This is a genomic window from Stenotrophomonas sp. CASM114, assembly GCF_049384325.1.
GTDB lineage: Bacteria > Pseudomonadota > Gammaproteobacteria > Xanthomonadales > Xanthomonadaceae > Stenotrophomonas > Stenotrophomonas muris.
The window spans coordinates 49,627-68,957 of record NZ_JBMRGJ010000007.1; the positions used below are offsets into that span (position 1 = coordinate 49,627).

General features: G+C 66.7%; 17 protein-coding genes. 10 read left to right on the forward strand and 7 right to left on the reverse strand.

Annotated features, from left to right (window positions below):
- The first annotated feature begins 45 nt into the window (after positions 1-45).
- Both VG566_RS09635 and VG566_RS09640 read left to right on the forward strand, forming a co-directional pair.
- Complete coding sequence (locus tag VG566_RS09635) at positions 46-2,448, forward strand: TonB-dependent receptor (protein ID WP_241884474.1); 2,403 nt, start codon at positions 46-48, stop codon at positions 2,446-2,448.
- Positions 2,448-3,749, forward strand: coding sequence for an aminotransferase class V-fold PLP-dependent enzyme (locus tag VG566_RS09640; protein WP_241884475.1), 1,302 nt, complete (start codon positions 2,448-2,450; stop codon positions 3,747-3,749). Before VG566_RS09635 ends, VG566_RS09640 begins: the two co-directional genes overlap by 1 nt.
- A 341-nt stretch (positions 3,750-4,090) precedes the next feature.
- Here VG566_RS09640 and VG566_RS09645 read toward each other — a convergent pair whose 3' ends face one another.
- The 4 genes from VG566_RS09645 to VG566_RS09660 are packed head-to-tail and all read right to left on the reverse strand — an operon-like array spanning position 4,091 to position 7,963.
- A complete protein-coding gene (locus VG566_RS09645; protein ID WP_241884476.1) occupies positions 4,091-5,605 on the reverse strand; it encodes a PLP-dependent aminotransferase family protein in 1,515 nt (504 codons plus the stop codon).
- Between the two features lie 9 nt (positions 5,606-5,614).
- The gene (locus VG566_RS09650; protein WP_032958773.1) at positions 5,615-6,214 is read right to left on the reverse strand and encodes a DUF6436 domain-containing protein; all 600 of its coding nucleotides are present in this window, start codon (positions 6,212-6,214) and stop codon (positions 5,615-5,617) included.
- Complete coding sequence (locus VG566_RS09655; RefSeq protein ID WP_169411283.1) at positions 6,214-6,492, reverse strand: hypothetical protein; 279 nt, start codon at positions 6,490-6,492, stop codon at positions 6,214-6,216. Before VG566_RS09655 ends, VG566_RS09650 begins: the two co-directional genes overlap by 1 nt.
- A gap of 55 nt (positions 6,493-6,547) precedes the next feature.
- Entirely contained in the window at positions 6,548-7,963 is a 1,416-nt protein-coding gene (locus VG566_RS09660) for a PLP-dependent aminotransferase family protein (protein WP_241884477.1), read from the reverse strand.
- Between the two features lie 182 nt (positions 7,964-8,145).
- On the opposite strand from VG566_RS09660, the gene cyoA reads away from it, so the two are divergent.
- Genes cyoA through VG566_RS09685 form a run of 5 tightly spaced genes read left to right on the forward strand, consistent with a single transcriptional unit; the run spans position 8,146 to position 12,691 of the window.
- Positions 8,146-9,051 (forward strand): ubiquinol oxidase subunit II, encoded by a 906-nt coding sequence (gene cyoA, locus VG566_RS09665; RefSeq protein ID WP_014648731.1) that lies wholly within the window; start codon positions 8,146-8,148, stop codon positions 9,049-9,051.
- Positions 9,052-9,056: 5 nt separating this feature from the next.
- Positions 9,057-11,033, forward strand: coding sequence for a cytochrome o ubiquinol oxidase subunit I (gene cyoB, locus VG566_RS09670; RefSeq protein WP_032958781.1), 1,977 nt, complete (start codon positions 9,057-9,059; stop codon positions 11,031-11,033).
- Entirely contained in the window at positions 11,030-11,665 is a 636-nt protein-coding gene (gene cyoC, locus VG566_RS09675; RefSeq protein ID WP_080281857.1) for a cytochrome o ubiquinol oxidase subunit III, read from the forward strand. The genes cyoB and cyoC overlap by 4 nt, the downstream gene beginning before the upstream one ends.
- A gap of 1 nt (position 11,666) precedes the next feature.
- Positions 11,667-11,999, forward strand: a complete 333-nt coding sequence (gene cyoD, locus VG566_RS09680; RefSeq protein ID WP_006399830.1) for a cytochrome o ubiquinol oxidase subunit IV — start codon at positions 11,667-11,669, stop codon at positions 11,997-11,999.
- An 11-nt stretch (positions 12,000-12,010) separates the two neighbouring features.
- Positions 12,011-12,691 carry an SCO family protein gene (locus VG566_RS09685; RefSeq protein ID WP_014648727.1) on the forward strand — a complete coding sequence of 227 codons (681 nt, stop codon included), beginning with the start codon at positions 12,011-12,013 and terminating at the stop codon, positions 12,689-12,691.
- 103 nt (positions 12,692-12,794) lie between these two features.
- On the opposite strand, the gene VG566_RS09690 is transcribed toward VG566_RS09685, so the two are convergent.
- Both VG566_RS09690 and VG566_RS09695 read right to left on the reverse strand, forming a co-directional pair.
- Positions 12,795-13,373 carry a DNA breaking-rejoining protein gene (locus VG566_RS09690; RefSeq protein ID WP_329846290.1) on the reverse strand — a complete coding sequence of 193 codons (579 nt, stop codon included), beginning with the start codon at positions 13,371-13,373 and terminating at the stop codon, positions 12,795-12,797.
- Entirely contained in the window at positions 13,373-15,139 is a 1,767-nt protein-coding gene (locus tag VG566_RS09695) for a S8 family serine peptidase (RefSeq protein ID WP_076739467.1), read from the reverse strand. Before VG566_RS09695 ends, VG566_RS09690 begins: the two co-directional genes overlap by 1 nt.
- Before the next feature lie 309 nt (positions 15,140-15,448).
- Between VG566_RS09695 and VG566_RS09700 the strand changes: the two genes are divergently transcribed.
- Positions 15,449-15,889 (forward strand): DUF2231 domain-containing protein, encoded by a 441-nt coding sequence (locus tag VG566_RS09700; protein ID WP_100450738.1) that lies wholly within the window; start codon positions 15,449-15,451, stop codon positions 15,887-15,889.
- Positions 15,882-17,192 (forward strand): PQQ-dependent sugar dehydrogenase, encoded by a 1,311-nt coding sequence (locus VG566_RS09705; RefSeq protein WP_241884479.1) that lies wholly within the window; start codon positions 15,882-15,884, stop codon positions 17,190-17,192. The genes VG566_RS09700 and VG566_RS09705 overlap by 8 nt, the downstream gene beginning before the upstream one ends.
- A gap of 131 nt (positions 17,193-17,323) precedes the next feature.
- On the opposite strand, the gene VG566_RS09710 is transcribed toward VG566_RS09705, so the two are convergent.
- Positions 17,324-17,986, reverse strand: a complete 663-nt coding sequence (locus VG566_RS09710) for an exopolysaccharide biosynthesis protein (protein ID WP_241884480.1) — start codon at positions 17,984-17,986, stop codon at positions 17,324-17,326.
- A 149-nt stretch (positions 17,987-18,135) separates the two neighbouring features.
- On the opposite strand from VG566_RS09710, the gene yidA reads away from it, so the two are divergent.
- Complete coding sequence (gene yidA, locus VG566_RS09715; RefSeq protein WP_069117700.1) at positions 18,136-18,969, forward strand: sugar-phosphatase; 834 nt, start codon at positions 18,136-18,138, stop codon at positions 18,967-18,969.
- Positions 18,970-19,331 lie beyond the last annotated feature (362 nt).

Below are 19,331 nucleotides of genomic sequence, written 5' to 3' on the forward strand. Positions count from 1 at the left end.
GTGCGCACAGGTGCTGGCCCTGTCGCGTCCTCCCGGAGCCCTGCCGTGCATCGTTCGAAGCTTTCGCGTTCCATCCTCCTTGCCCTTTCCATGGCCAGCGCAGGAGGCGCGATCGCAGCGGAGGCCGATGCGGTCGATGCCGCCGGCGGCAGCCGCGCCGCGCCCACCCAGCTCGACGCGATGCTGGTCACGGGTACCCGCGCGTCCAACCGCACCCAGTTCGAAACGCTGGCGCCGGTGGATGTGTTCAGCAAGGAAGACATCAGGTCCGTCGAATCCACCGACCTGAAGGACGTGCTGGCCCAGCTGGTGCCGTCGTTCGTGGTGCAGCGCCTGCCGATGGCGGACGGCCAGGTGTTCGTGCGTCCGGCCACGCTGCGTGGCCTGTCGCCGGACCAGACCCTGGTGCTGGTCAACGGCCGCCGCTTCCACCGCAGCGCGCTGCTCGGCAACCGTGGTGCACAGGCCGCTGATCTGGCACAGATTCCAACCAGCGCGATCAAGCGCATCGAGGTGCTGCGTGATGGCGCGTCGGCGCAGTACGGCTCGGACGCCATCGCCGGCGTCATCAACATCATCCTGGAAGATGGGCCGGGTAGCGAGATCACCGCCGGCTACTCGCAGTACGCGCAGGGCGACGGTGCTTCGCGCGATTTCAGTGCGCGCACCGGCTGGTCGCTGGGCGACTATGGCAGCCTGGTGCTGTTCGTCGAATCGTCCACCTCCGACGCCACCTCGCGCACCCGCCAGCGTCCCGATGCCATCGCCTTCCAGGCCGCGCATCCGGAGCTGGAGGTGCCCAACCCGGTGCAGCGCTGGGGCCAGCCGGAACTGGAAAGCCGCCGCGTCGGCTTCAACGTAAAGGCCAACGCCAGCGATACGCTGGAGCTCTATGCCTTTGCCCTGTACAGCCACAGCGATGGCGTCAGCGATTTCAACTGGCGCAACCCGGACACCACCGCCGGCGCGTACCGCACCACCGCCATCTTCCCGGGCTGGAACCTGCGCTCGCTGTATCCGGTCGGCTTCAGCCCGCAGTACGGCAACGTGCAGAACGACCTGCAGCTGGTCGGTGGCCTGCGCGGCGAGATCACGCCGAAGCTGCGCTGGGATGTCAGCGCCTCGTATGGCCGCAACGCCATCGACTATCGCCTGAAGAACTCGATCAATGCCTCGCTCGGTCCGGCCAGCCCGACCGACTTCGATCTCGGCCGCCTCACCCAGACCGAGAAGAACGCCAACGCCGACTTCAACTACGAATGGGACGTGGCTGCGCTGTCCAAGCCGATCAGCGTCGCCTTCGGTGGCGAGTTCCGCCAGGATACCTACCAGGTGCGCGCCGGTGATCCGGCCTCGTACGCGGTGGGTCCGGGCGCGGCCGCGGGCCTGGAGGCCAACTCCAATGGCGCGCCGGGCTTCTCGGCCAGCCAGGCCGGGCAGTGGAGCCAGCGCAGCAAGGCCGCCTACGTGGACATGGAAGTGCCGCTGGGCGAGCGCTGGAGCATCGGTGCAGCCAGCCGCTATGAGGACTTCTCCAGCTTCGGCAGCACACTGGACGGCAAACTGTCGGCGCGCTTCGCGATCACCCCGGACGTCGCCCTGCGCGGCACCGTGTCCACCGGCTTCCGCGCGCCGACGCCGGCGCAGCTCAACACCACCAGCACCACCCAGGGGTTGGATACGCGCACGCTGCAGATCTTCACCAGCGGCCGCCTGTCGCCGAACGATCCGCTGGCGCAGCTGCTCGGTGCCAGGCCGTTGAAGCCGGAAGAATCGCGTACCGCATCGCTGGGCCTGACCTGGCGCACCGACCTGGGCCTGTCCGGCTCGGTGGATGTCTACCAGATCAAGCTCACCGACCGCTTCAGCCAGTCGGCCAGTTTCGCCATTCCGGCCGGTACGCCCAATCCGCTGGGCTATACCTCGGTGAACTACTTCACCAACGACTTCGACACCACCACCACCGGCGTGGACGTGGTCGGCAACTGCCTGCGCGACCTCGGCGCGGGCCGCATGACGCTGACCCTGGCCTACAACTACAACCGCACCCGCGTGGACAACGGCAGCACCTCGGTGGCCACCAACGAGACCCAGCGCGTGCTGTTCGAAGATCGCCTGCCCGAGCACAAGGGCAGCTTGACCGGCAGCTGGGACATCGGTGCCTGGTCGCTGATGGCGCGCATGCGCTACTACGGTGCCTGGACCGATTCCAGCGGCAATGCGGTGGGCGATATCTACCAGCGTTTCGGTGCGATGAGCTTCCTCGACCTGGCCGTCGGCTATCGCATCAACGAACATCACAGCCTGCGCGTGGGTGCCGACAACGTGTTCGACCGCTATCCGGACGAAGCCACCTTCCAGGCCAGTCGCGGCCTGGTCTACTCGCGCAACGCGCCGTACGACACCGACGGTGCCAACCTGTACGCACAGTACCGGCTGAGCTTCTGATGGACCGCAACCGCCGCGTCCTGTTGCGTGCCGGTGCACTGTTGCCGGCTGCAGCTGCGCTGTCTTCACTGCCCGCCATGGCGGCCGCGGGTTACGCTGCGCCCATGCAGATTCCCGCAACGACCGTAGCGCCGGACGCGCTGGCCCGCGATGAAGGCTACTGGGCCGCCGTGGCCAGCCACTTCGACATCACCGATGAAGTGAACCACCTGGAGAACGGCTACTGGGGCGCGATGGGCCGCGAGACGCTGGCCAGCTACCAGCGCCACACCGCCGAGGTGAACCGTGGTAACGCCTGGTACGGCCGTCATGAGTTCCCGGCGCAGTACATGGCGGTGCAGCGGCAGGTGGCCGAACTGCTGGGCGTGGGCGCCGACGAGATCGCACTGACCCGTGGCGCCACCGAAGCGATGCTGGCGCTGATCGGTGGCTACAACCGCCTGCGGCCCGGCGACCAGGTGCTGTACGCCGACATCGACTACGACAGCATGATCGGTGCGATGCGTTGGCTGCAGCAGCGCCGTGGCGTGCAGGTCGAGCGCATCGCGCTGCCGGTGGTGCCCGACCATGCGCAGATCCTGCAGGCCTACGAGGCCGCGTTCGCGCGGCTGCCACGCCTGAAGCTGGTGCTGCTGACCCAGGTCAGCCATCGCCATGGGCTGGTGCTGCCGGTGGCCGAGATCGCCGAGCGTGCACGCGCACGCGGTATCGACGTGATCGTCGATGCGGCGCACGGGTTCGGCCAGATCGACTACGCGGTGCCGCAGCTCAAGGCCGATTTCGTCGGCATCAACCTGCACAAGTGGATCGGCGCACCGGTCGGTGTCGGCGCGATGTACGTGCGCAGGGGCCGCGTTGCGGACCTCGACCCGTACATGGGCGAGACCGACGACGGCCGTGTGGGCAGCCGCGTACACACCGGCACGGTCAACTTCGCCGCTTACCTGGCACTTCCGGAGGCGATTGCCCTGCACCAGCGCATCGGTGCGGACAACAAGCAGGCGCGCCTGCGTTACCTGCGCGAGCGCTGGACGCTGCCGGCGCGGCAGATGGCGCACATCGAAGTGCTGTCTTCGCCGGATCCGGCGTTGGCGAGTGCATTGGCCAGCTTCCGCCTGCGCGGGCGCACCAGCGTGGCTGACAACATCGCGCTGCAGAGGCGCCTGTTGGATGAGCATCGCGTGTTCACCACCCATCGCGACGGCTTGGACTCCGGCGCCTGCGTGCGGGTGACGCCGTCGGTGTTCACCCGGCCGCAGCAGATGGATGCGCTGGTGAAGGCCCTCTCCGCCTTGGCCTGACCCTGCTTTGGTGGGTGCCAACCTTGGTTGGCACATTCCAACCGTACCGAGGAATCTTCCGCCGGCCAGCGGCCGGCACTACCGGTCGGCTGGATGCCAACTGTTGGTCGGCACATCCCATTCCACGATCTACCTCCGATCTGGTGGGTGCCAACCTTGGTTGGCACATTCCAACCGTGCCGGGGAATCTTCCGCCGGCCAGCGGCCGGCACTACCGGTCGGCTGGGTGCCAACTGTTGGTTGGCACATTCCAACCGTGCTGAGGAATCTTCCGCCGGCCAGCGGCCGGCACTACCGGTCGGGTGGGTGCCGACCGTTGGTCGGCACATCCCATTCCAGGGCTACCGCTCGATCGCCGGCAACGCGTCCGACAACAACAACCGGTCAATCCGCCGCAACGCGCTCTCCAGCTGCCGGCGATCGGCCGCCAGCCCCAGCGACAGCCGCACGCCGTTCTGATGCTGCACCCCCGGCGGACAGAACGCCGAAGATGGCGCGATCGCCAGCCCCTGCAGCTGTGCGGTACGCACCAGGGTGGCGTCAGTCCATGGCGCTGGTACCCGGCACCAGGCATGCAGGCCTTCGGCGCGCAGCAGCAGCGAAGGCGCCAGCAGGTAGCGCGCCATGCGCATGCGCTCGTGCGCTTCGCTGCGCACCTGCGCCAGCAGCGATTGCGCCGAACCATCCAGCAGCAGCTGGCTGGCCAGCGCCGCCACCAGCGGATGCCCCATCAACCGGGTGGCGCGCAAGGCCGAAGCCATCGCCTCGGCGTGCGCGGCACCCGGGCAGCGCACGAAGGCCGTGCGCAGGCCGGGGCTGATCACCTTCGACAGCGTCGCCACATGGAACACGTGGCGCGGTGCCAGCGTTGCCAACGGTATGGGTGCCTCTTCGGCAAGGTGCCAGTAAGGATCATCCTCGACCGCCAACAGGTTCTCGCTTTCCAAGACGCGCGCCAGCGCTTCGCGCCGTTGCAACGACAGCGTCAGCGCGGTCGGGTTCTGGCAGGTGGGATTGAGATAGACCAACCGCGCGCCACTCCCGCGCGCCTGCCTCACCAGTGCTTCGGGGCACATCCCGTACTCATCGCCGTCCACCGGTACCAGCCGCCGCCCAAGCGCCCCGGCGGCCTGCAGCAGCCCCGGGTAGACCAGCGTGTCACACAGGATCGCGTCGCCATCGCGGCCCTGGCTGAGCAGGATCGCGGCCAATGCCACCTGCGCGCCTTCGGTCAGCAACAGGCTGGCATCCTCCACCGCGCCCAGCATCGGTTGCAGCCAGCGCGCTGCCGCGTGGCGGTCGGTGGGATTGCCGCCGCCCAGGTGGTAGGTCATCAGGTTCGGCGCGTTGCTGCGCGCAAGCACGGCGGCGGCACCGCGGCGCAGGGTTTCGGCCAGCGCATCGGCATCGGGCACCGGCGGCACGTTCATGCTCAGGTCCACCACCTGGTCGAAGCCGGCCTTGGGTGGTGCGATGAAACTGCCTTGTGGCCCGCGCGCCTCGATCAGGCCGCGCTTGCGCGCTTCGTCGAATGCCCGCGTTACCGTGGTCAGGTCGACGCCGAGCTGCTGCGCCAACGCGCGCTGCGAGGGCAGGCGTTGTCCTGGTGCAAGCCCACCGCGACGTACCGTGCGCTCAAGCGAATTGACGATGCGCAGGTAGATCGGCCCGTTGTGCGCGAGCACGTCCTGCACCCATTCGCGGGCTGCGACATCCGGTCGCGGCATGTACGGAGCATGTCGGGGCGTATCGTTGCTTCCAACGGCGGGAGCCTGTCCATAACCATCGGTCGGTTCGGACAGGTGACCGCCGTTGTTGCTTGTGGCGGCCACAGCGGCCAGCGTCAGTGGTGTCATTGCGCGTCCTCAGCGCTTGGCCTGCCAGGGGCAGTAGCAGCCCACGGCAAGCAGTCCTTTCGGGCGCACGGTTTCGCCGCGCACCAGTCTGTCCAGCAGTGGTTCGACGAAGCTGTTGGCCGAGTTGCAGACCATGCCGATGCTGTACGGGCCGGCATAGGCCAGGTGGCCCTGCCGGTCCCAGATCGCCACGGCAGGGCTGGCCGGGATGTGTTCGATGCCGTCGATGGTCGGCAGGTTGATCACCTTGTTGCGCAGCGGCTCAGGCAGTTCGCCGTGGGTACCGGGGCGGCGGATCGCATAGAAGTCGATGCCGGCGCGGCGGTACATGCTGATCAGGTAGCTCAGGTGTGCGCCGGTTTCGCGGTTGCAGACGGCACACGCCGGGTCCCAGAAGTGCACCACGCGGATGCGGCCGGTATCGCCGGCCAGATCGGACGGCAGGCGCAGCTGCGAGTCGTCGAAGACGATGGCCTGTTCGGTGAACGTCGACTGCGCGCTGTAGCCGAAGTACTGCCACAGCGCAGCCGCCACGCCGGCCATGAACAGGCAGGCGAGGGCGATCATCGTCGGCAGCAGCCAGCGGCGGCGCGGCGCGGCTGCGCCCATCAGGACGCGTCCCCGCCGAACTTGTGCACGTACTGCTTGCGCATCTCGCGGCAGGAGTCGGCCTGCGCGCGACGCTGGATCTCGCTACGCGACGGATCCTCGCTGCGCTGCACGCATTGCTCGATGGCGTGGCGCTCGGCGGCCTGCACATCCACGGTCTGCGGCTGCAGGCAGACCCAGGCCAGCGCGGCCAGCATCAACACCACGAAGCCACCACAGCCGGCCATTACCAGGTGGAACTTCAGTCTCTCGGCGCGCATCGACGCACGTCCCTTCATCCATACATTGCATACAAAATATCATCTTGTATGGATGCGGCGCCATGCGCCCGGTTCAGACGATGGCGTTGTGCCGGGCCCCGGGGGCCTCAGACAGGATCTCGTTCAGTTTGGCCAGCGCCCCGGCCAGCGCATCCTGGTCAACTGCGCCGCCCAGCGACAGGCGGATGGCGTTGCCCGGTGGCGGTTCCTCCACGCTGAAGGCGTCCGAACTGGCGATGCCCAGCCCCTGTTCCTGTGCGGCCTGGATCAGCCGGTACTGGTCCAGCCGCGGCGGTAGCGGCAGCCATACGTGCAGGCCGGCCGGGTGCGCCCGCGCGCGGGACGGCAGGTACTGCGCGGCAATCGCCTGGCGCTCGCGCAGCTCCTGCTGGAAGCGCTGCACCATGTCCTGGGCCTGGCCGCTGCGGATCCACTGCGACGCCACCGCCACCATTGACTGGGTCGGCATCAGCGCGATCGCACGCAGGGCGTCCAACACCGGTTCCATCGGTTCGCCGCCCGGCACCACCAGGTAGGCGGTGCGCAGGCCCGGTGCCAGGCACTTGGACAGGGTGGAGATGTAATACACCGGGCAGCCAGCGTCGCGGTGGGCGGCCAGCGGCGGTGCGGCGTCCCCGGCCAGCAACCAGTAGGGATCGTCTTCGATCACGGTCAGATCGTGGCGCTTGGCAACCGCCAGCAGGGCCTGCCGGCGTTGTGCCGACATCGTCGCCGTGGTCGGGTTCTGGATGGTCGGTACCAGGTACAGCAGGCGCGGGCGGCGTAGCTGGCAGGCCTCTTCCAGCGCGTCGGGCAGCATGCCTTCGGCGTCCATCGCCACTGGCACCACACCCCGCTGCAGCACGCGCGTGGCGGCCAGCAGGCCCGGGTAGGTCAGCTGCTCGGCGGCGATCAGCTCGCCCGGCTGGGTGCGGGCCAGGATCAGTGCGCACAGTGCGGTCTGCGCGCCGGGGCAGATCACCACCTGGTCGGCACCCACCGTGCCCAGCACCGGTGACAGCCACTGCACGGCGGCGGCGCGGTCCTCGCGGGTGCCGGCGCCGACGTGGTAGCTCATCAGTTCGCCCTGGCCCAGCTGCTGGCCCACGTGCTGGAAACCGGCCTCCATGCCCTGTGCGAACGGCGCGCTGCCCAGCAGCGGCGGGATGTTCATGCTGAGGTCCACCGAGGTGCTGCGGTTGCCGGCCGACAGCGCGATGAAGGTGCCGCCGGCGCCCTGCGCATCCAGCAGGCCAGCCTGGCGCAGCTCGGCAAAGGCCCGGGTGACCGTGGTCAGGTCCACGCCCACCTGCTGGGCCAGGTCGCGCTGCGGCGGCAGCCGGTCGCCCGGACGCAGCACGCCGTCATCCACTGCCTCGCGCACCTGCTGGGCGATCTGCAGGTACAGCGGGCCAGCGCCCTCGCGGAAGGGGCGAACCCAGGTGCGATTGGGGTGTTTCAGGCGGCGGCCGGCGGCAGGTGGCGTCATCGGTCAGTTTTTCCATACGTGCAGATGCACAAGTCCATACAATGATGTATCTTGTATGGGCTTGATTGGGGTGGATCGCTCTCTTGTAGGCGACCTCGTACCCACAGTGTAGCCGCTCCACGCCCGGGCGCTGCGCGCAGGCGAGCCGGTCAAGCGCGCTTCTTCAACAGGGTTGACCTCCAATGAATATCTGCTGGAACCGCATCCGCCTGGCGCTGGTCGCCCTGGCCTGCGTCGGCCTGTCGGGCTGTGACTGGGTGCTGCTGGATTCGAAGGGCATGGTCGGGCTCGCCCAGCGCGACCTGATCCTGATCTGCATCGGCCTGATGCTGATCGTGGTGATACCGGCCATCGTGCTGACCTTCGTATTCGCCTGGCGCTTCCGCGCCGGCAACACCAAGGCGAAATACACGCCGGACTGGTCGCATTCCACCAAGGTGGAGATCGTGGTCTGGGGCGTGCCGCTGCTGATCATTGCCGGCCTGGCCGTGATCGTGTGGAAGTCGACCCACGAACTGGACCCGTACAAGCCGCTGGACGTGGCCGGTGAGCCGCTGCACGTGGACGTGATCGCCACCGACTGGAAATGGGTGTTCGTATACCCGGACCTGGGCATCGCCACGGTCAACCAGCTCAACTTCCCGGCCAACCGCCCGCTGGCGTTCAACATCACCTCCAACTCGACGATGAATACCTTCTTCATCCCGCAGCTGGGTGGGCAGATCTACGCGATGGCCGGCATGCGCACGCAGCTGCACCTGATCGCCAACGAGCCCGGCCAGTTCCGTGGCATGTCCGGCAACTACAGCGGGCATGGCTTCTCGAACATGAAGTTCATTGCCACCGCCAGCAGCAACGAGGAGTTCGAGCGCTGGGTGGCCGAGGTACGCAGCGCACCACAGGCGCTGGACTTCAACCAGTTCAAGGCGCTGGCCGCACCGTCGAAGAACGCGCCGGTGCAGCACTTCTCCAGCGTCGAACCGCTGCTGTTCAAGAAGGTCATCGACCAGTTCATCGGCGTCGGTGAGAACACCGCTGCTGCGTCCCCGGCGGGTGCTGCCGGTGGTGCCCAGGTTTCCCAGGAGTAACGAACATGTTGGGTAAATTGACGTGGGAGGCCGTGCCGCTGCACGAGCCGATCGTCGTGGTCACGCTGGCGGCCATGGTGCTGGGTGGCCTCGCGCTGCTTGGCGCGGTGACGTACTTCAAGCTATGGGGCGTGCTCTGGCGCGACTGGTTCACCACCGTGGACCACAAGAAGATCGGCATCATGTACGTGGTAGTGGCGCTGGTCATGCTGGTGCGTGGCTTCGCCGACGCGCTGATGATGCGCGCGCAGTTGGCCGCGGCCGGGCCAGGCAGTGATGGCTTCCTGCCACCGGAGCACTACGACCAGATCTTCACCGCGCATGGCGTGATCATGATCTTCTTCGTGGCCACCCCGTTCGTGGTCGGCCTGATGAACATCATCGTGCCGCTGCAGATCGGCGCACGCGACATGGCGTTCCCGTTCCTCAACGCCTTCAGCTTCTGGATCTTCGTGGTTGGCGCTGCGCTGATGATGATCTCGCTGGGCGTTGGCGAGTTCGCCATGACCGGCTGGGTGGCCTATCCGCCGCTGTCGGGCATCGAGTTCAGTCCGGGCGTAGGCGTGGACTACTACATCTGGGCGTTGCAGGCCTCGGGCATCGGCACATTGCTGACCGGCGTCAACCTGTTCATCACCATCCTGCGCATGCGTGCGCCGGGCATGACCCTGATGAAGATGCCGGTGTTCACCTGGACCGTGCTGGTCACCAGCGTGATCATCATCGCCGCCTTCCCGATCCTGACCGTGGCGCTGGGTGCGCTCACCCTGGACCGCTACCTGGACTTCAACTTCTACACCAACACGTTGGGTGGCAACCCGATGATGTACGTGAACCTGGTGTGGGCCTGGGGCCACCCGGAGGTGTACATCCTGGTGCTGCCGGCGTTCGGCATCTTCTCTGAAGTCACCGCCACGTTCGCGCGCAAGAAGCTGTTCGGCTACAAGTCGATGGTGGGCGCCACGCTGGCGATCGGCATCCTGTCGTTCATCGTCTGGCTGCACCACTTCTTCACCATGGGCTCGGGTGCCAGCGTCAATGCCTTCTTCGGCATCATGACGATGATCATCGCCATCCCCACCGGCGTGAAGATCTTTACCTGGCTGTTCACCATGTACGGCGGCCGCGTCGAGTTCAGCGTACCGATGCTGTGGACCATCGCCTTCCTGGTCACCTTCACCATCGGTGGCATGACCGGCGTGCTGCTGGCCATCCCGGGCGCGGACTTCCTGCTGCACAACAGCCTGTTCCTGGTCGCCCACTTCCATAACACCATCATCGGCGGCGCGCTGTTCGGCTACCTGGCCGGCTTCGCCTACTGGTTCCCGAAGGTGTTCGGCTTCACCCTCAACGAGCGCCTGGGCAAGTGGTCGTTCGCCTGCTGGGTGATCGGCTTCTACCTGGCCTTCATGCCGCTGTACATGCTGGGCTTCATGGGCATGACCCGCCGCATGAACCAGTACGACAACCCGGCGTGGACGCCGTACCTGATCGCCGCCTTCATCGGTGCACTGTTCGTGTTCGCGGGCATCATCCTGATGCTGGTGCAGATCTACGTGAGCGTGCGCGACCGCAAGCGCAACCTCGACCTGACCGGCGACCCGTGGAACGCACGCACGCTGGAATGGGCCACGCCGTCGCCGCCGCCGTTCTACAACTTCGCCGTGGTGCCCAAGGCCGATGAGCTGGATGCCTTCCACGAAGCGAAGAAGCGCGGCCTGCCGCCGCCGCCGAAGACGTACGCCCCGATCCACATGCCGAAGAACACCGGCGTGCCGCTGATCCTCAACATCTGGATCCTGGTGCTGTGCTTCGCCCTGGTCTGGCACATCTGGTGGATGGCCGCAGCCAGCTTCATCGCGATGATCGTGACCCTGATCGTGCGGTCCTACGATGAGGACGTGGATTACTACGTCAGTTCCGAAGAGGTGGCGCGCACCGAAGCGGCCAACCTTGCCAAGCTGAAGGAGGTACGCGCATGAACCTGTTGACCCGCCCGGAGCTGGCCAGCGACACGCAGGCGCACGAGGACCACCACGAGCACGACCATGGCCACGAACAGGGCGGCATGAAGGTGTTCGGCATGTGGGTGTACCTCATGTCCGACCTGGTGCTGTTCGGTTCCCTGTTCGCCTCGTACGCGGTGCTCAGCACCGCCTACGCCGGCGGCCCCACCGGCAAGGACCTGTTCTCGTTGCCGTTCGTGATGGCCGAGACCTTCCTGCTGCTGGTCTCCAGCATCACCTACGGCCAGGCCGTGCTGGCCATGCATCGCCACGACACCTCGGCGGTGTTGCGCTGGCTGGGCGTGACTTTCGTGCTCGGTGCCTCGTTCATCGGCATGGAGATCTACGAGTTCTCGCACCTGATCCACGAAGGCGCGGGCCCGAGCACCAGTGCCTACCTGTCGGCGTTCTTCGCGCTGGTCGCCACCCACGGCCTGCACGTGGCCAGCGGCCTGATCTGGATGGCGGTGGTCATGCACCAGGTCTACCGCCGTGGCCTGACCCCGACCAACATCACCCGCGTGTCGTGCCTGAGCCTGTTCTGGCACTTCCTGGACCTGGTGTGGATCTGCGTCTTCACCTTCGTCTACCTGATCGGAGCCTTCTGACATGGCCCACGTCGAAACCTCGCGCGCCGGCAATGCGCACGGCTCCACCAAGTCCTACCTGATCGGTTTCGTGCTGTGCGCGCTGCTGACCGTGGTGCCGTTCGCACTGGTGATGAATCCGGTGCTGTCGCGGCCGCTCACGCTGTTCCTGCTGGTCGGCTTCGCAGTGGCGCAGATCCTGGTGCAGCTGGTCTATTTCCTGCACATGGACCGCAAGTCCGAAGGTGGCTGGAACCTGGCCAGCTTCGTGTTCACCCTGGTGATCCTGTTCATCGTCGTCGCGTTGTCGGTCTGGATCATCTGGAGCATGCACTACCACATGATGATCAACTGAGCCTGCGAACCGTGAAAGGCATTGCGTTCCCCCATCGTGGCCTGCGCCTGGCCGCAGGCCTGCTGCTCGGCCTGCTGGCCGGCTGCAGCGCGCAGTCGCGCATGGACTTCTATGCGAAGGACATCGCCTGCGAAGAACTTGGCCAGCAGTGGTCGATGCCCGACAGCCACGGCACCGTGCGTGGCCCCAAGGACCTGCAGGGGCAGGTGACCTATCTGTTCTTCGGCTTCACCAGCTGCCCGGACGTGTGCCCGACCACGATGGTCGAGCTGAGCCAGGTCAAGCACCTGATGGGCAAGGATGCCGATCAGCTACAGGTGGTGTTCGTCAGCGTCGACCCGGCCCGCGACACGCCCGAGGTCGCGCGCACCTATGTGGAAGCGTTCGATCCCAAGGCAATCGCGCTGGTTGGCAACGATGCGCAGCTGGCCGCGATGGCCAGCGACTTCAAGGCGTTCTACGAAAAGGAACCCGGTCAGGTACCGGATACCTACACCATGAGCCACATTGCCGGCGGCTACGTGTTCGACCGCCAGGGCCGCCTGCGCCTGTTCGCGCCGTACGGCATGCCGGTGGAAAAGCTGTTCTCGGACGTGCAGCGCCTGCTGCTCGAGCCCGGCCACCCGGCCGCCGGCAACGACGCACTGGCCAGCTGCCACCTCAAGCACAGCGGCACACTGGCCGCCCGCTGACGCCACCTCTACCGCGGTGGGTGCCGACCGTTGGTCGGGCACACCCCCACGCCAATCCCCGGCCGGCCAGGAGAGCCAGCCGGCCGGGGCACCGCTCAACGCCTTACTTGGTCTCTTCCCACTGCACCACGTCCGGCTCGGTGGCGCGGATACCGGCGGTGGACAGCAGCCTGGTGGTCGCATCCAGTGCCGCGTTCACCGACGGGTACTCCACGATGGCCTGGCCCGAAGCCTTCGACACCTTCACCACGGTGCCACCGGTGGCCGTAGCCGCGCGCTGGGCCGATGCTGCATCGGTGAAGAACACCTTGACCCGCGAGGTCGCCACCACCGGCGCTCCGTCACGGGAGACCGCCGCCGCGAACTTGCCGGCACCGGCATCAGCAGGCGCCGCCGCGGCGCCATCCAGCGAACGCTTGGTACGCGAGCTGGTGGTCGCCGCCGCCTGCGGGGTGATCGTGAACTGGCCGCCGCTGGCCTGCTTTACCGTTGCCGAGGGCGACAGCTGGAAACGCGTGCCGCCCACATCGAACGAGCGGCCGGTAGCGGACGCCTTCAGTTCCTGAGCATCCACGGTCGACAGGGTCCTGGCCGGAGGGGTCTGCCCCGAGCTCTGTGCCCAGGCAGGGGAGGTCATCGCCGCGAAGGCGAGCGTGCTCAACAGAATGGTGGTCTTCATCATCAGTGCCCCAGAACGCGGATCTTGAAGAATTCGAGGTTGCCACGCGATGCAGCGGTCGCGGCCTGCCCCATGTCGGTCACTTCCAGCGTCCAGGTGCCGCTGGCACTCTCATCCAGGAAGGCATTGCTGGACAGCAGGTCCCAGCTGGTGAAGTTGCTCTGCGCGCCACCCGTGCCCGAACCGATCGCGGTGAACGCCGGTTGCACCACGCTGCGGGTGCCGCTGGGCGACACCAGCACGAACTGCAGCTGGCGCGTGTTGCGGTGGTTGACCCGGAAGCCCAGCTGCACGCTTTCGATGTTGCGCGCGCCGTTGGCCAACTGGAAGGTCAGGCGTGCGGCGGCAGCCGAGGTGTTGCCGATGGCCACGGTACGCGTGGTGTTGCGCCAGCCGCTGTCGACCAGCGCACCGAGCGACTGGAAGTTCTCGGCGACCTGCACTGCACGTGCAGCGTTGACCACGCCGAAGCCATACCAGTTGCTGTAGGCACGGCCGGCAGCATTCACCGTCCAGCCCGGCACCAGCGTGCGCCCGTCGGCCAGTGTCACCGCCGGCTGGTTCGGGTGGTTGCGGGTGGCGGTGGTGGCCAGGATGTACTTCACATCGCGATAGGACAGGTTCGGATTGGCTTCCAGCACCAGTGCGGCCACGCCCGACACCATCGGTGCCGACGCGGACGTGCCGTTCATCTTGGCGGTGTAGTTGCAGGTGCTGTCGATGGCCGACAGGTTGCTGTCCAGCGTGTTCTGGCGGTTGGTGTTCTTGTTGCTGCCCTGCGCGCACCCGGTCACGTCGGTGGTGACGATGGCCGGGTCGTAGGCGCGTGCCACCAGGCCCGGGGCGTACTGCGCCTGCAGGCCGTACTCGCCGCCAAAGGCCGACACCCACAGCGCCGAGCCGGTGGAGGAATACGACGAGCGCACGCCATCGGCACGCACCGCGCCTACCGTGATCACGTTGAACAGGTTGTTGCGCGGATCACGGCCAGCCGGCACGCAGCCGGTGTTGCGGTTCTTGGTGTCGGTGGTGCAGACATCCTGGGTCTGGCTGATCGAGGCATTGTTGAAGTTGTTGCCGGCCGACTTCACGTAGATGCCGCCACGGCCACCGCGCGTCCCCGACAGGGCCTGCTCATACGAACGAATCGTGTTTTCGCTGTACGCCAACGGCAGGTTCGGATTGCCCGGGCCGGCGCCCCAGCTGTTGTTGAACACCTGCACGTCGGCCGACTCCGCGCCGTCCCACCAGGCGTACTCGATGTTGCTCTGCTGGTTGCCCAGGGCTGAGCGCGAAATCGGGTTGAAGCCCTTCAGCGTCGCCGCCGGGGCCACACCGCGCACGCCCAGGTTGTTGGCGCCCACCGCACCGGCGATGCCACCGACCATGGTGCCGTGGTTGTCGACATCCGGGTTGGTCGGGGTGGGGTTGTTCGAGCCATTGGTGAAGTTCTTGCCGGCCACCGCGGCCACGTTGGCCGCCAGGTCCGGATGCGCGATCTGCAGGCCATCGTCGACGATGGCGATGGTGACGCCCTGGCCACGGATGCCATTGCGGAACAGGCCATCCACGTTCAGATCGTTGCCGGCTACCGGCAGCGTGTCGGCCGGGACCGTCTGCCCGGTATTGAGCAGGTGCCACTGGATACCCGCCAGCGGATCGGCCTGTTGGGCCTGGGCGGTGACGGCCAGGCTGCCCAGCACCAGGGCAGTGGCGAGGGCCAGGCGCGCAGAGCGCGGTGGCGCGGAGCGTTGCGTGTGTCGCTTCATACACGAATCCTTCTGTTGTGAATCGGCATGGCAGGACGGCGGGGCGGAACTGCCCCATCGCAACGAGCCAAACGCGACACAACGGAGAACCCCCTACCTCTTCACATCCGCAATGTACGAATATGCAAATTGCGTCACAAACACTTATTCCGTGGGGTAATGACGGCTGCAGCGGCCCGCATCTGGTGGGTGCCAACCTTGGTTGGCACGCGTATCCACGCATGGCGCGAATCTACCCAGCATCATCGCGCGCCCTCACATCGCGCTGTGCTACTACAGCCCGTGCACCCTTCCGCACGGAGCACGATGATGGTCAATCCGCTCGCCCAGGCCCATCGCGGCCTCGGCACCACGCTGTTCAGCCTGTTGAACCCGATACCCTTCGGCTTCTTCGTCGGTGCACTGATCTTCGACGCGATCTACCTCAACAGCGCCGAGGTGATGTGGGGCAAGGCCGCCGCCTGGCTGATCACCTTCGGCCTGCTGATCGCCATCGTGCCGCGCCTGATCAACCTGTTCGCGGTCTGGCGCCGCAACGGCACGGCCACCCGCATCGACCGCATCGACTTCTTCCTCAACCTGGTCGCGGTGGTGCTGGCCATCTGGAACGCCTTCGTGCACAGCCGCGATGCGTATGCCGTTGCTGTGCTGGGCACGATCCTGTCGGCGCTGACCGTGGCCCTGATCGCCCTGGGCCTGATCCTGTTGTCATTGCAGCCGCCGGTGCTGCAGGGAGGTCGTCATGGCTAAGCACATCCTGCCCACCGTCGCCGCGCTGGCACTGGCCGTCATCCTGTCGGCCTGCGCGGGCAAGGCCGAATACCATCCGGCCGACCAGTCGGGCCCGCAGCCGCCGCTGCCCAAGCCGGCCAACTTCCTGATGCCGCCGATGCAGGTACCCAAGGGCGTTGGCTGGGCTGATGGACAGACCCCCACGGTGGCCGAAGGCCTGAAGATCGAGCGCATCGCCGCCAATCTGCTGCACCCGCGGCGCCTGCTGACCCTGCCCAACGGCGATGTGCTAGTGGTGGAAGGCAATGGCCCTGGCGAAGAGCCGGTCACCACGCCCAAGCAGTGGATCGCCGGCAAGGTGAAGGCGCGCTCGGGCAAGGCTGGCAAGGGTGGCAACCGGGTCACGCTGCTGCGGCGCACGCCGGGCACCAACACCTGGACCCAGCACGTCTACATCGAAGGCCTGCATTCGCCGTTCGGCATCCAGTTGATCGGTGACACGCTGTACGTGGCCAACACCGGCAACATCATGCAGTACCACTACGTGCCCGGCGAAACCCGCATGTCCGACAAGGGCCGCGAGTTCACCGACCTGCCCAGCACCATCAACCACCACTGGACCAAGGAACTGCTGGCCAGCCGCGATGGCAGCAAGCTGTACGTGGGCGTCGGCTCCAACAGCAACATTACTGAAAATGGCCTGGCCGTCGAATACCGCCGCGCGGTCGTGCTGGAGGTGGACGTAGCCACCCGTGGCAGCCGCATCTTTGCGTCGGGCATCCGCAACCCGACCGGGCTGGACTGGGAGCCGAGCACTGGCCAGCTGTGGGCCGTGGCCAACGAGCGTGATGAGATCGGTGCCGACCTGGTGCCGGATTACCTCACCTCGGTGAAGGAAGATGGCTTCTACGGCTGGCCCTACAGCTACTACGGCCAGCACGTGGACGAGCGCGTGCAGCCACAGCGGCCGGACCTGGTGGCCAAGGCGATCGTGCCGGACTATGCCATCGGCTCGCACGTGGCACCGCTGGGCCTGTTGTTCTACACCGGCCAGGCACTGCCGGCGCAGTACCACGGCGGCGCCTTCATCGGCGAGCACGGCAGCTGGGACCGCTCGCCACTGAGTGGCTACGAAGTGGTCTACGTACCGTTCAAGGACGGCAAGCCGACCGGGCGGCCGCAGACCGTGGTCAGCGGCTTCACCTCGAAGGACGAGAAGACCCTGATGGGCGCGCCGGTGGGCATGGCGATGGATGCCGAGGGTGCATTGCTGGTGGCCGACGACGTGGGCGACGTGGTGTGGCGGGTGTCGGCGAAATAGCTGTGTAGCGTCGAGCCACGCTCGACTGCTGTGGATCCGGCCTTTGTAGAGCCGAGCCCATGCTCGGCTTACGCGCGCAGCGCGCGGGTTTCCGTGCACCGAGCGAACAGCAGCCGAGCATGGGCTCGGCTCTACAGTTCGGCGGTACTGCTGCGGAACCCGCTGAACACCGATTCGGCGGCAAATCCCACGCCGCCCAGCAGCACGCCGAAGTACACCACCGTGGCCACCACGAAGCCGTAGCCGGCTGCCACCGCCGCACCATCGCGCTGGATGAAGCCAATCGCAAACGACATCAGCGCCAGTGCGGGCAGCGTGTTGCTGAAGGGAATCGGCCCGGCCGGCGCCATCAGCAGCAGGGTTGCCACGACCAGCGCCAGGTTGTTCAGGCGCATCATCCTCTTCGAGCGCACCATCACCGCCAGCCGCATCGGCCGCGACAGCCGCTCCATGCGGTGCACCCATTTCAGCGCACGGCCCAGGTTGGCCTTCAGCTTGTCGGTGGCGATCTCGCGGCGCGCCAGCTTCTGCGGCACCCATAGCGGGCGGTTGCGCACCCGGCTCAGGCCGATCAGCAGGATCGAGGCGCCAAACACCGTGCTCAGCCCGGGAATCGACACCGGAATGATGAAGATGGCCGAGAGCAGGATCACGACCAGCAGCAGGCCCTCATCGCCCAGCGCGCTGAGCAGGGTGCCGACGCTCACCTGGTCGCCGGGCAGCTCGTCGATCATCTGCTCGATCTGCTGGGCCAGGGGGGCGCTGTCGTTGGTTTCGGGGGCACGGTAGGTCATGCGTCGCAAGGTTCTCCAGGGAAGGGCGGTCAGCGGGCCGTCCTGCGGTGGGGGACGCACAGGCTCCTGCAGTATCCCGGCCAACGTGGGCAAAGAGGTGAACCGGGCATGAGGGGGTAAACTGGCGTGCCCCGCACGAGTTGAACGCAATGGACATGGGCCGCAGGCAATCGACCATCGAACTGGTCGCCATCGACATGGATGGCACGCTGCTGGACCCGTCGCACCAGCTCACCCCCCGCGCCAGGAAGGCCATCGCGCAGGCGCGGGCGCTGGGCGTGCACATCGTGCTGACCAGTGGCCGCCCGGTTCCGGGCCTGGCGCCGTACCTGCACGAGCTCGGCATCACCGGCAACGACGACTACTGCATCGCCTGCAATGGCGGCCTGGTGCAGCGCATCGGCACGCGCGAAACCGTGGTCGAGTACCCGCTCAGCTTCGACGACTTCCTGTTCTGCGAGCAGGTCGCCCGCGACCTGGGCGTGCACTTCCAGGGGCTGGACAGCCAGCGCATGTACACGCCCAACCAGGACATCAGCTACTACACCGTGGCCGACTCGCATCTTTCGCGGATGCCGCTGTCGTATCGTCGCGTGGAAGACATGGACCCGTCGATGTCCTTCATCAAGCTGATGATGATCGACGAACCCGAGGTGCTGGACGCTGCCATCGCGCGCCTGCCCAGCGCGCTGACCGAGCGCTTCGCGGTATTGAAGAGCGCACCGTTCTTCCTGGAAGTGTTCGACCACCGCGCGGGCAAGGGGCCAAGCCTTCAGAAGCTGGCCGAGCACCTGGGCATTGAGCGGGCCAACGTGATGGCCATCGGCGACCAGGAAAACGACCTGACCATGCTGCAGTACGCCGGCACCAGCGTGGCGATGGGCAATGCCATCGACGCGGTGAAGGCGGTGGCGCGGTTTGAGACCAGCAGCAATGCCGACGAAGGCGTGGCGCGCGCGATCGAGCGTTTCGTCCTGCAGTAACCGCGCGTCCCTATGCTCTGGTAGCTGCCAACCTTGGTTGGCACACACAATCGGCAAGCGCCGACCAAGGTCGGCCTCTACCAGGCCCCATTCGCCCCGGCAGGTGCCAACCTTGGTTGGCACACGCAGGCGGCCAGCGCCGACCAGGGTTGGCCTCTACCAAGCCCCATTCGCCCCGGTAGCTGCCAACCTTGGTTGGCACGCGCAGACGGCAAGCGCCGACCAAGGTCGGCCTCTACCAGGCCCCATTCGCCCCGGTAGGTGCCAACCTTGGTTGGCACACACAATCGGCAAGCGCCGACCAAGGTCGGCCTCTACCAGGCCCCATTCGTCCCGGTGGGTGCCAACCTTGGTTGGCACAC

Bases quoted from the DNA above. Each gene is read 5' to 3' on its own strand.
- VG566_RS09640 (WP_241884475.1), top strand. From the start codon at position 2,448: ATGGACCGCAACCGCCGCGTCCTGTTGCGTGCCGGTGCACTGTTGCCG.
- VG566_RS09645 (WP_241884476.1), bottom strand. From the start codon at position 5,605: ATGACACCACTGACGCTGGCCGCTGTGGCCGCCACAAGCAACAACGGC.
- VG566_RS09650 (WP_032958773.1), bottom strand. From the start codon at position 6,214: ATGGGCGCAGCCGCGCCGCGCCGCCGCTGGCTGCTGCCGACGATGATC.
- VG566_RS09655 (WP_169411283.1), bottom strand. From the start codon at position 6,492: ATGAAGGGACGTGCGTCGATGCGCGCCGAGAGACTGAAGTTCCACCTG.
- VG566_RS09660 (WP_241884477.1), bottom strand. From the start codon at position 7,963: ATGACGCCACCTGCCGCCGGCCGCCGCCTGAAACACCCCAATCGCACC.
- cyoA (WP_014648731.1), top strand. From the start codon at position 8,146: ATGAATATCTGCTGGAACCGCATCCGCCTGGCGCTGGTCGCCCTGGCC.
- cyoB (WP_032958781.1), top strand. From the start codon at position 9,057: ATGTTGGGTAAATTGACGTGGGAGGCCGTGCCGCTGCACGAGCCGATC.
- cyoC (WP_080281857.1), top strand. From the start codon at position 11,030: ATGAACCTGTTGACCCGCCCGGAGCTGGCCAGCGACACGCAGGCGCAC.
- cyoD (WP_006399830.1), top strand. From the start codon at position 11,667: ATGGCCCACGTCGAAACCTCGCGCGCCGGCAATGCGCACGGCTCCACC.
- VG566_RS09690 (WP_329846290.1), bottom strand. From the start codon at position 13,373: ATGATGAAGACCACCATTCTGTTGAGCACGCTCGCCTTCGCGGCGATG.
- VG566_RS09695 (WP_076739467.1), bottom strand. From the start codon at position 15,139: ATGAAGCGACACACGCAACGCTCCGCGCCACCGCGCTCTGCGCGCCTG.
- VG566_RS09700 (WP_100450738.1), top strand. From the start codon at position 15,449: ATGGTCAATCCGCTCGCCCAGGCCCATCGCGGCCTCGGCACCACGCTG.
- VG566_RS09705 (WP_241884479.1), top strand. From the start codon at position 15,882: ATGGCTAAGCACATCCTGCCCACCGTCGCCGCGCTGGCACTGGCCGTC.
- VG566_RS09710 (WP_241884480.1), bottom strand. From the start codon at position 17,986: ATGACCTACCGTGCCCCCGAAACCAACGACAGCGCCCCCCTGGCCCAG.
- yidA (WP_069117700.1), top strand. From the start codon at position 18,136: ATGGACATGGGCCGCAGGCAATCGACCATCGAACTGGTCGCCATCGAC.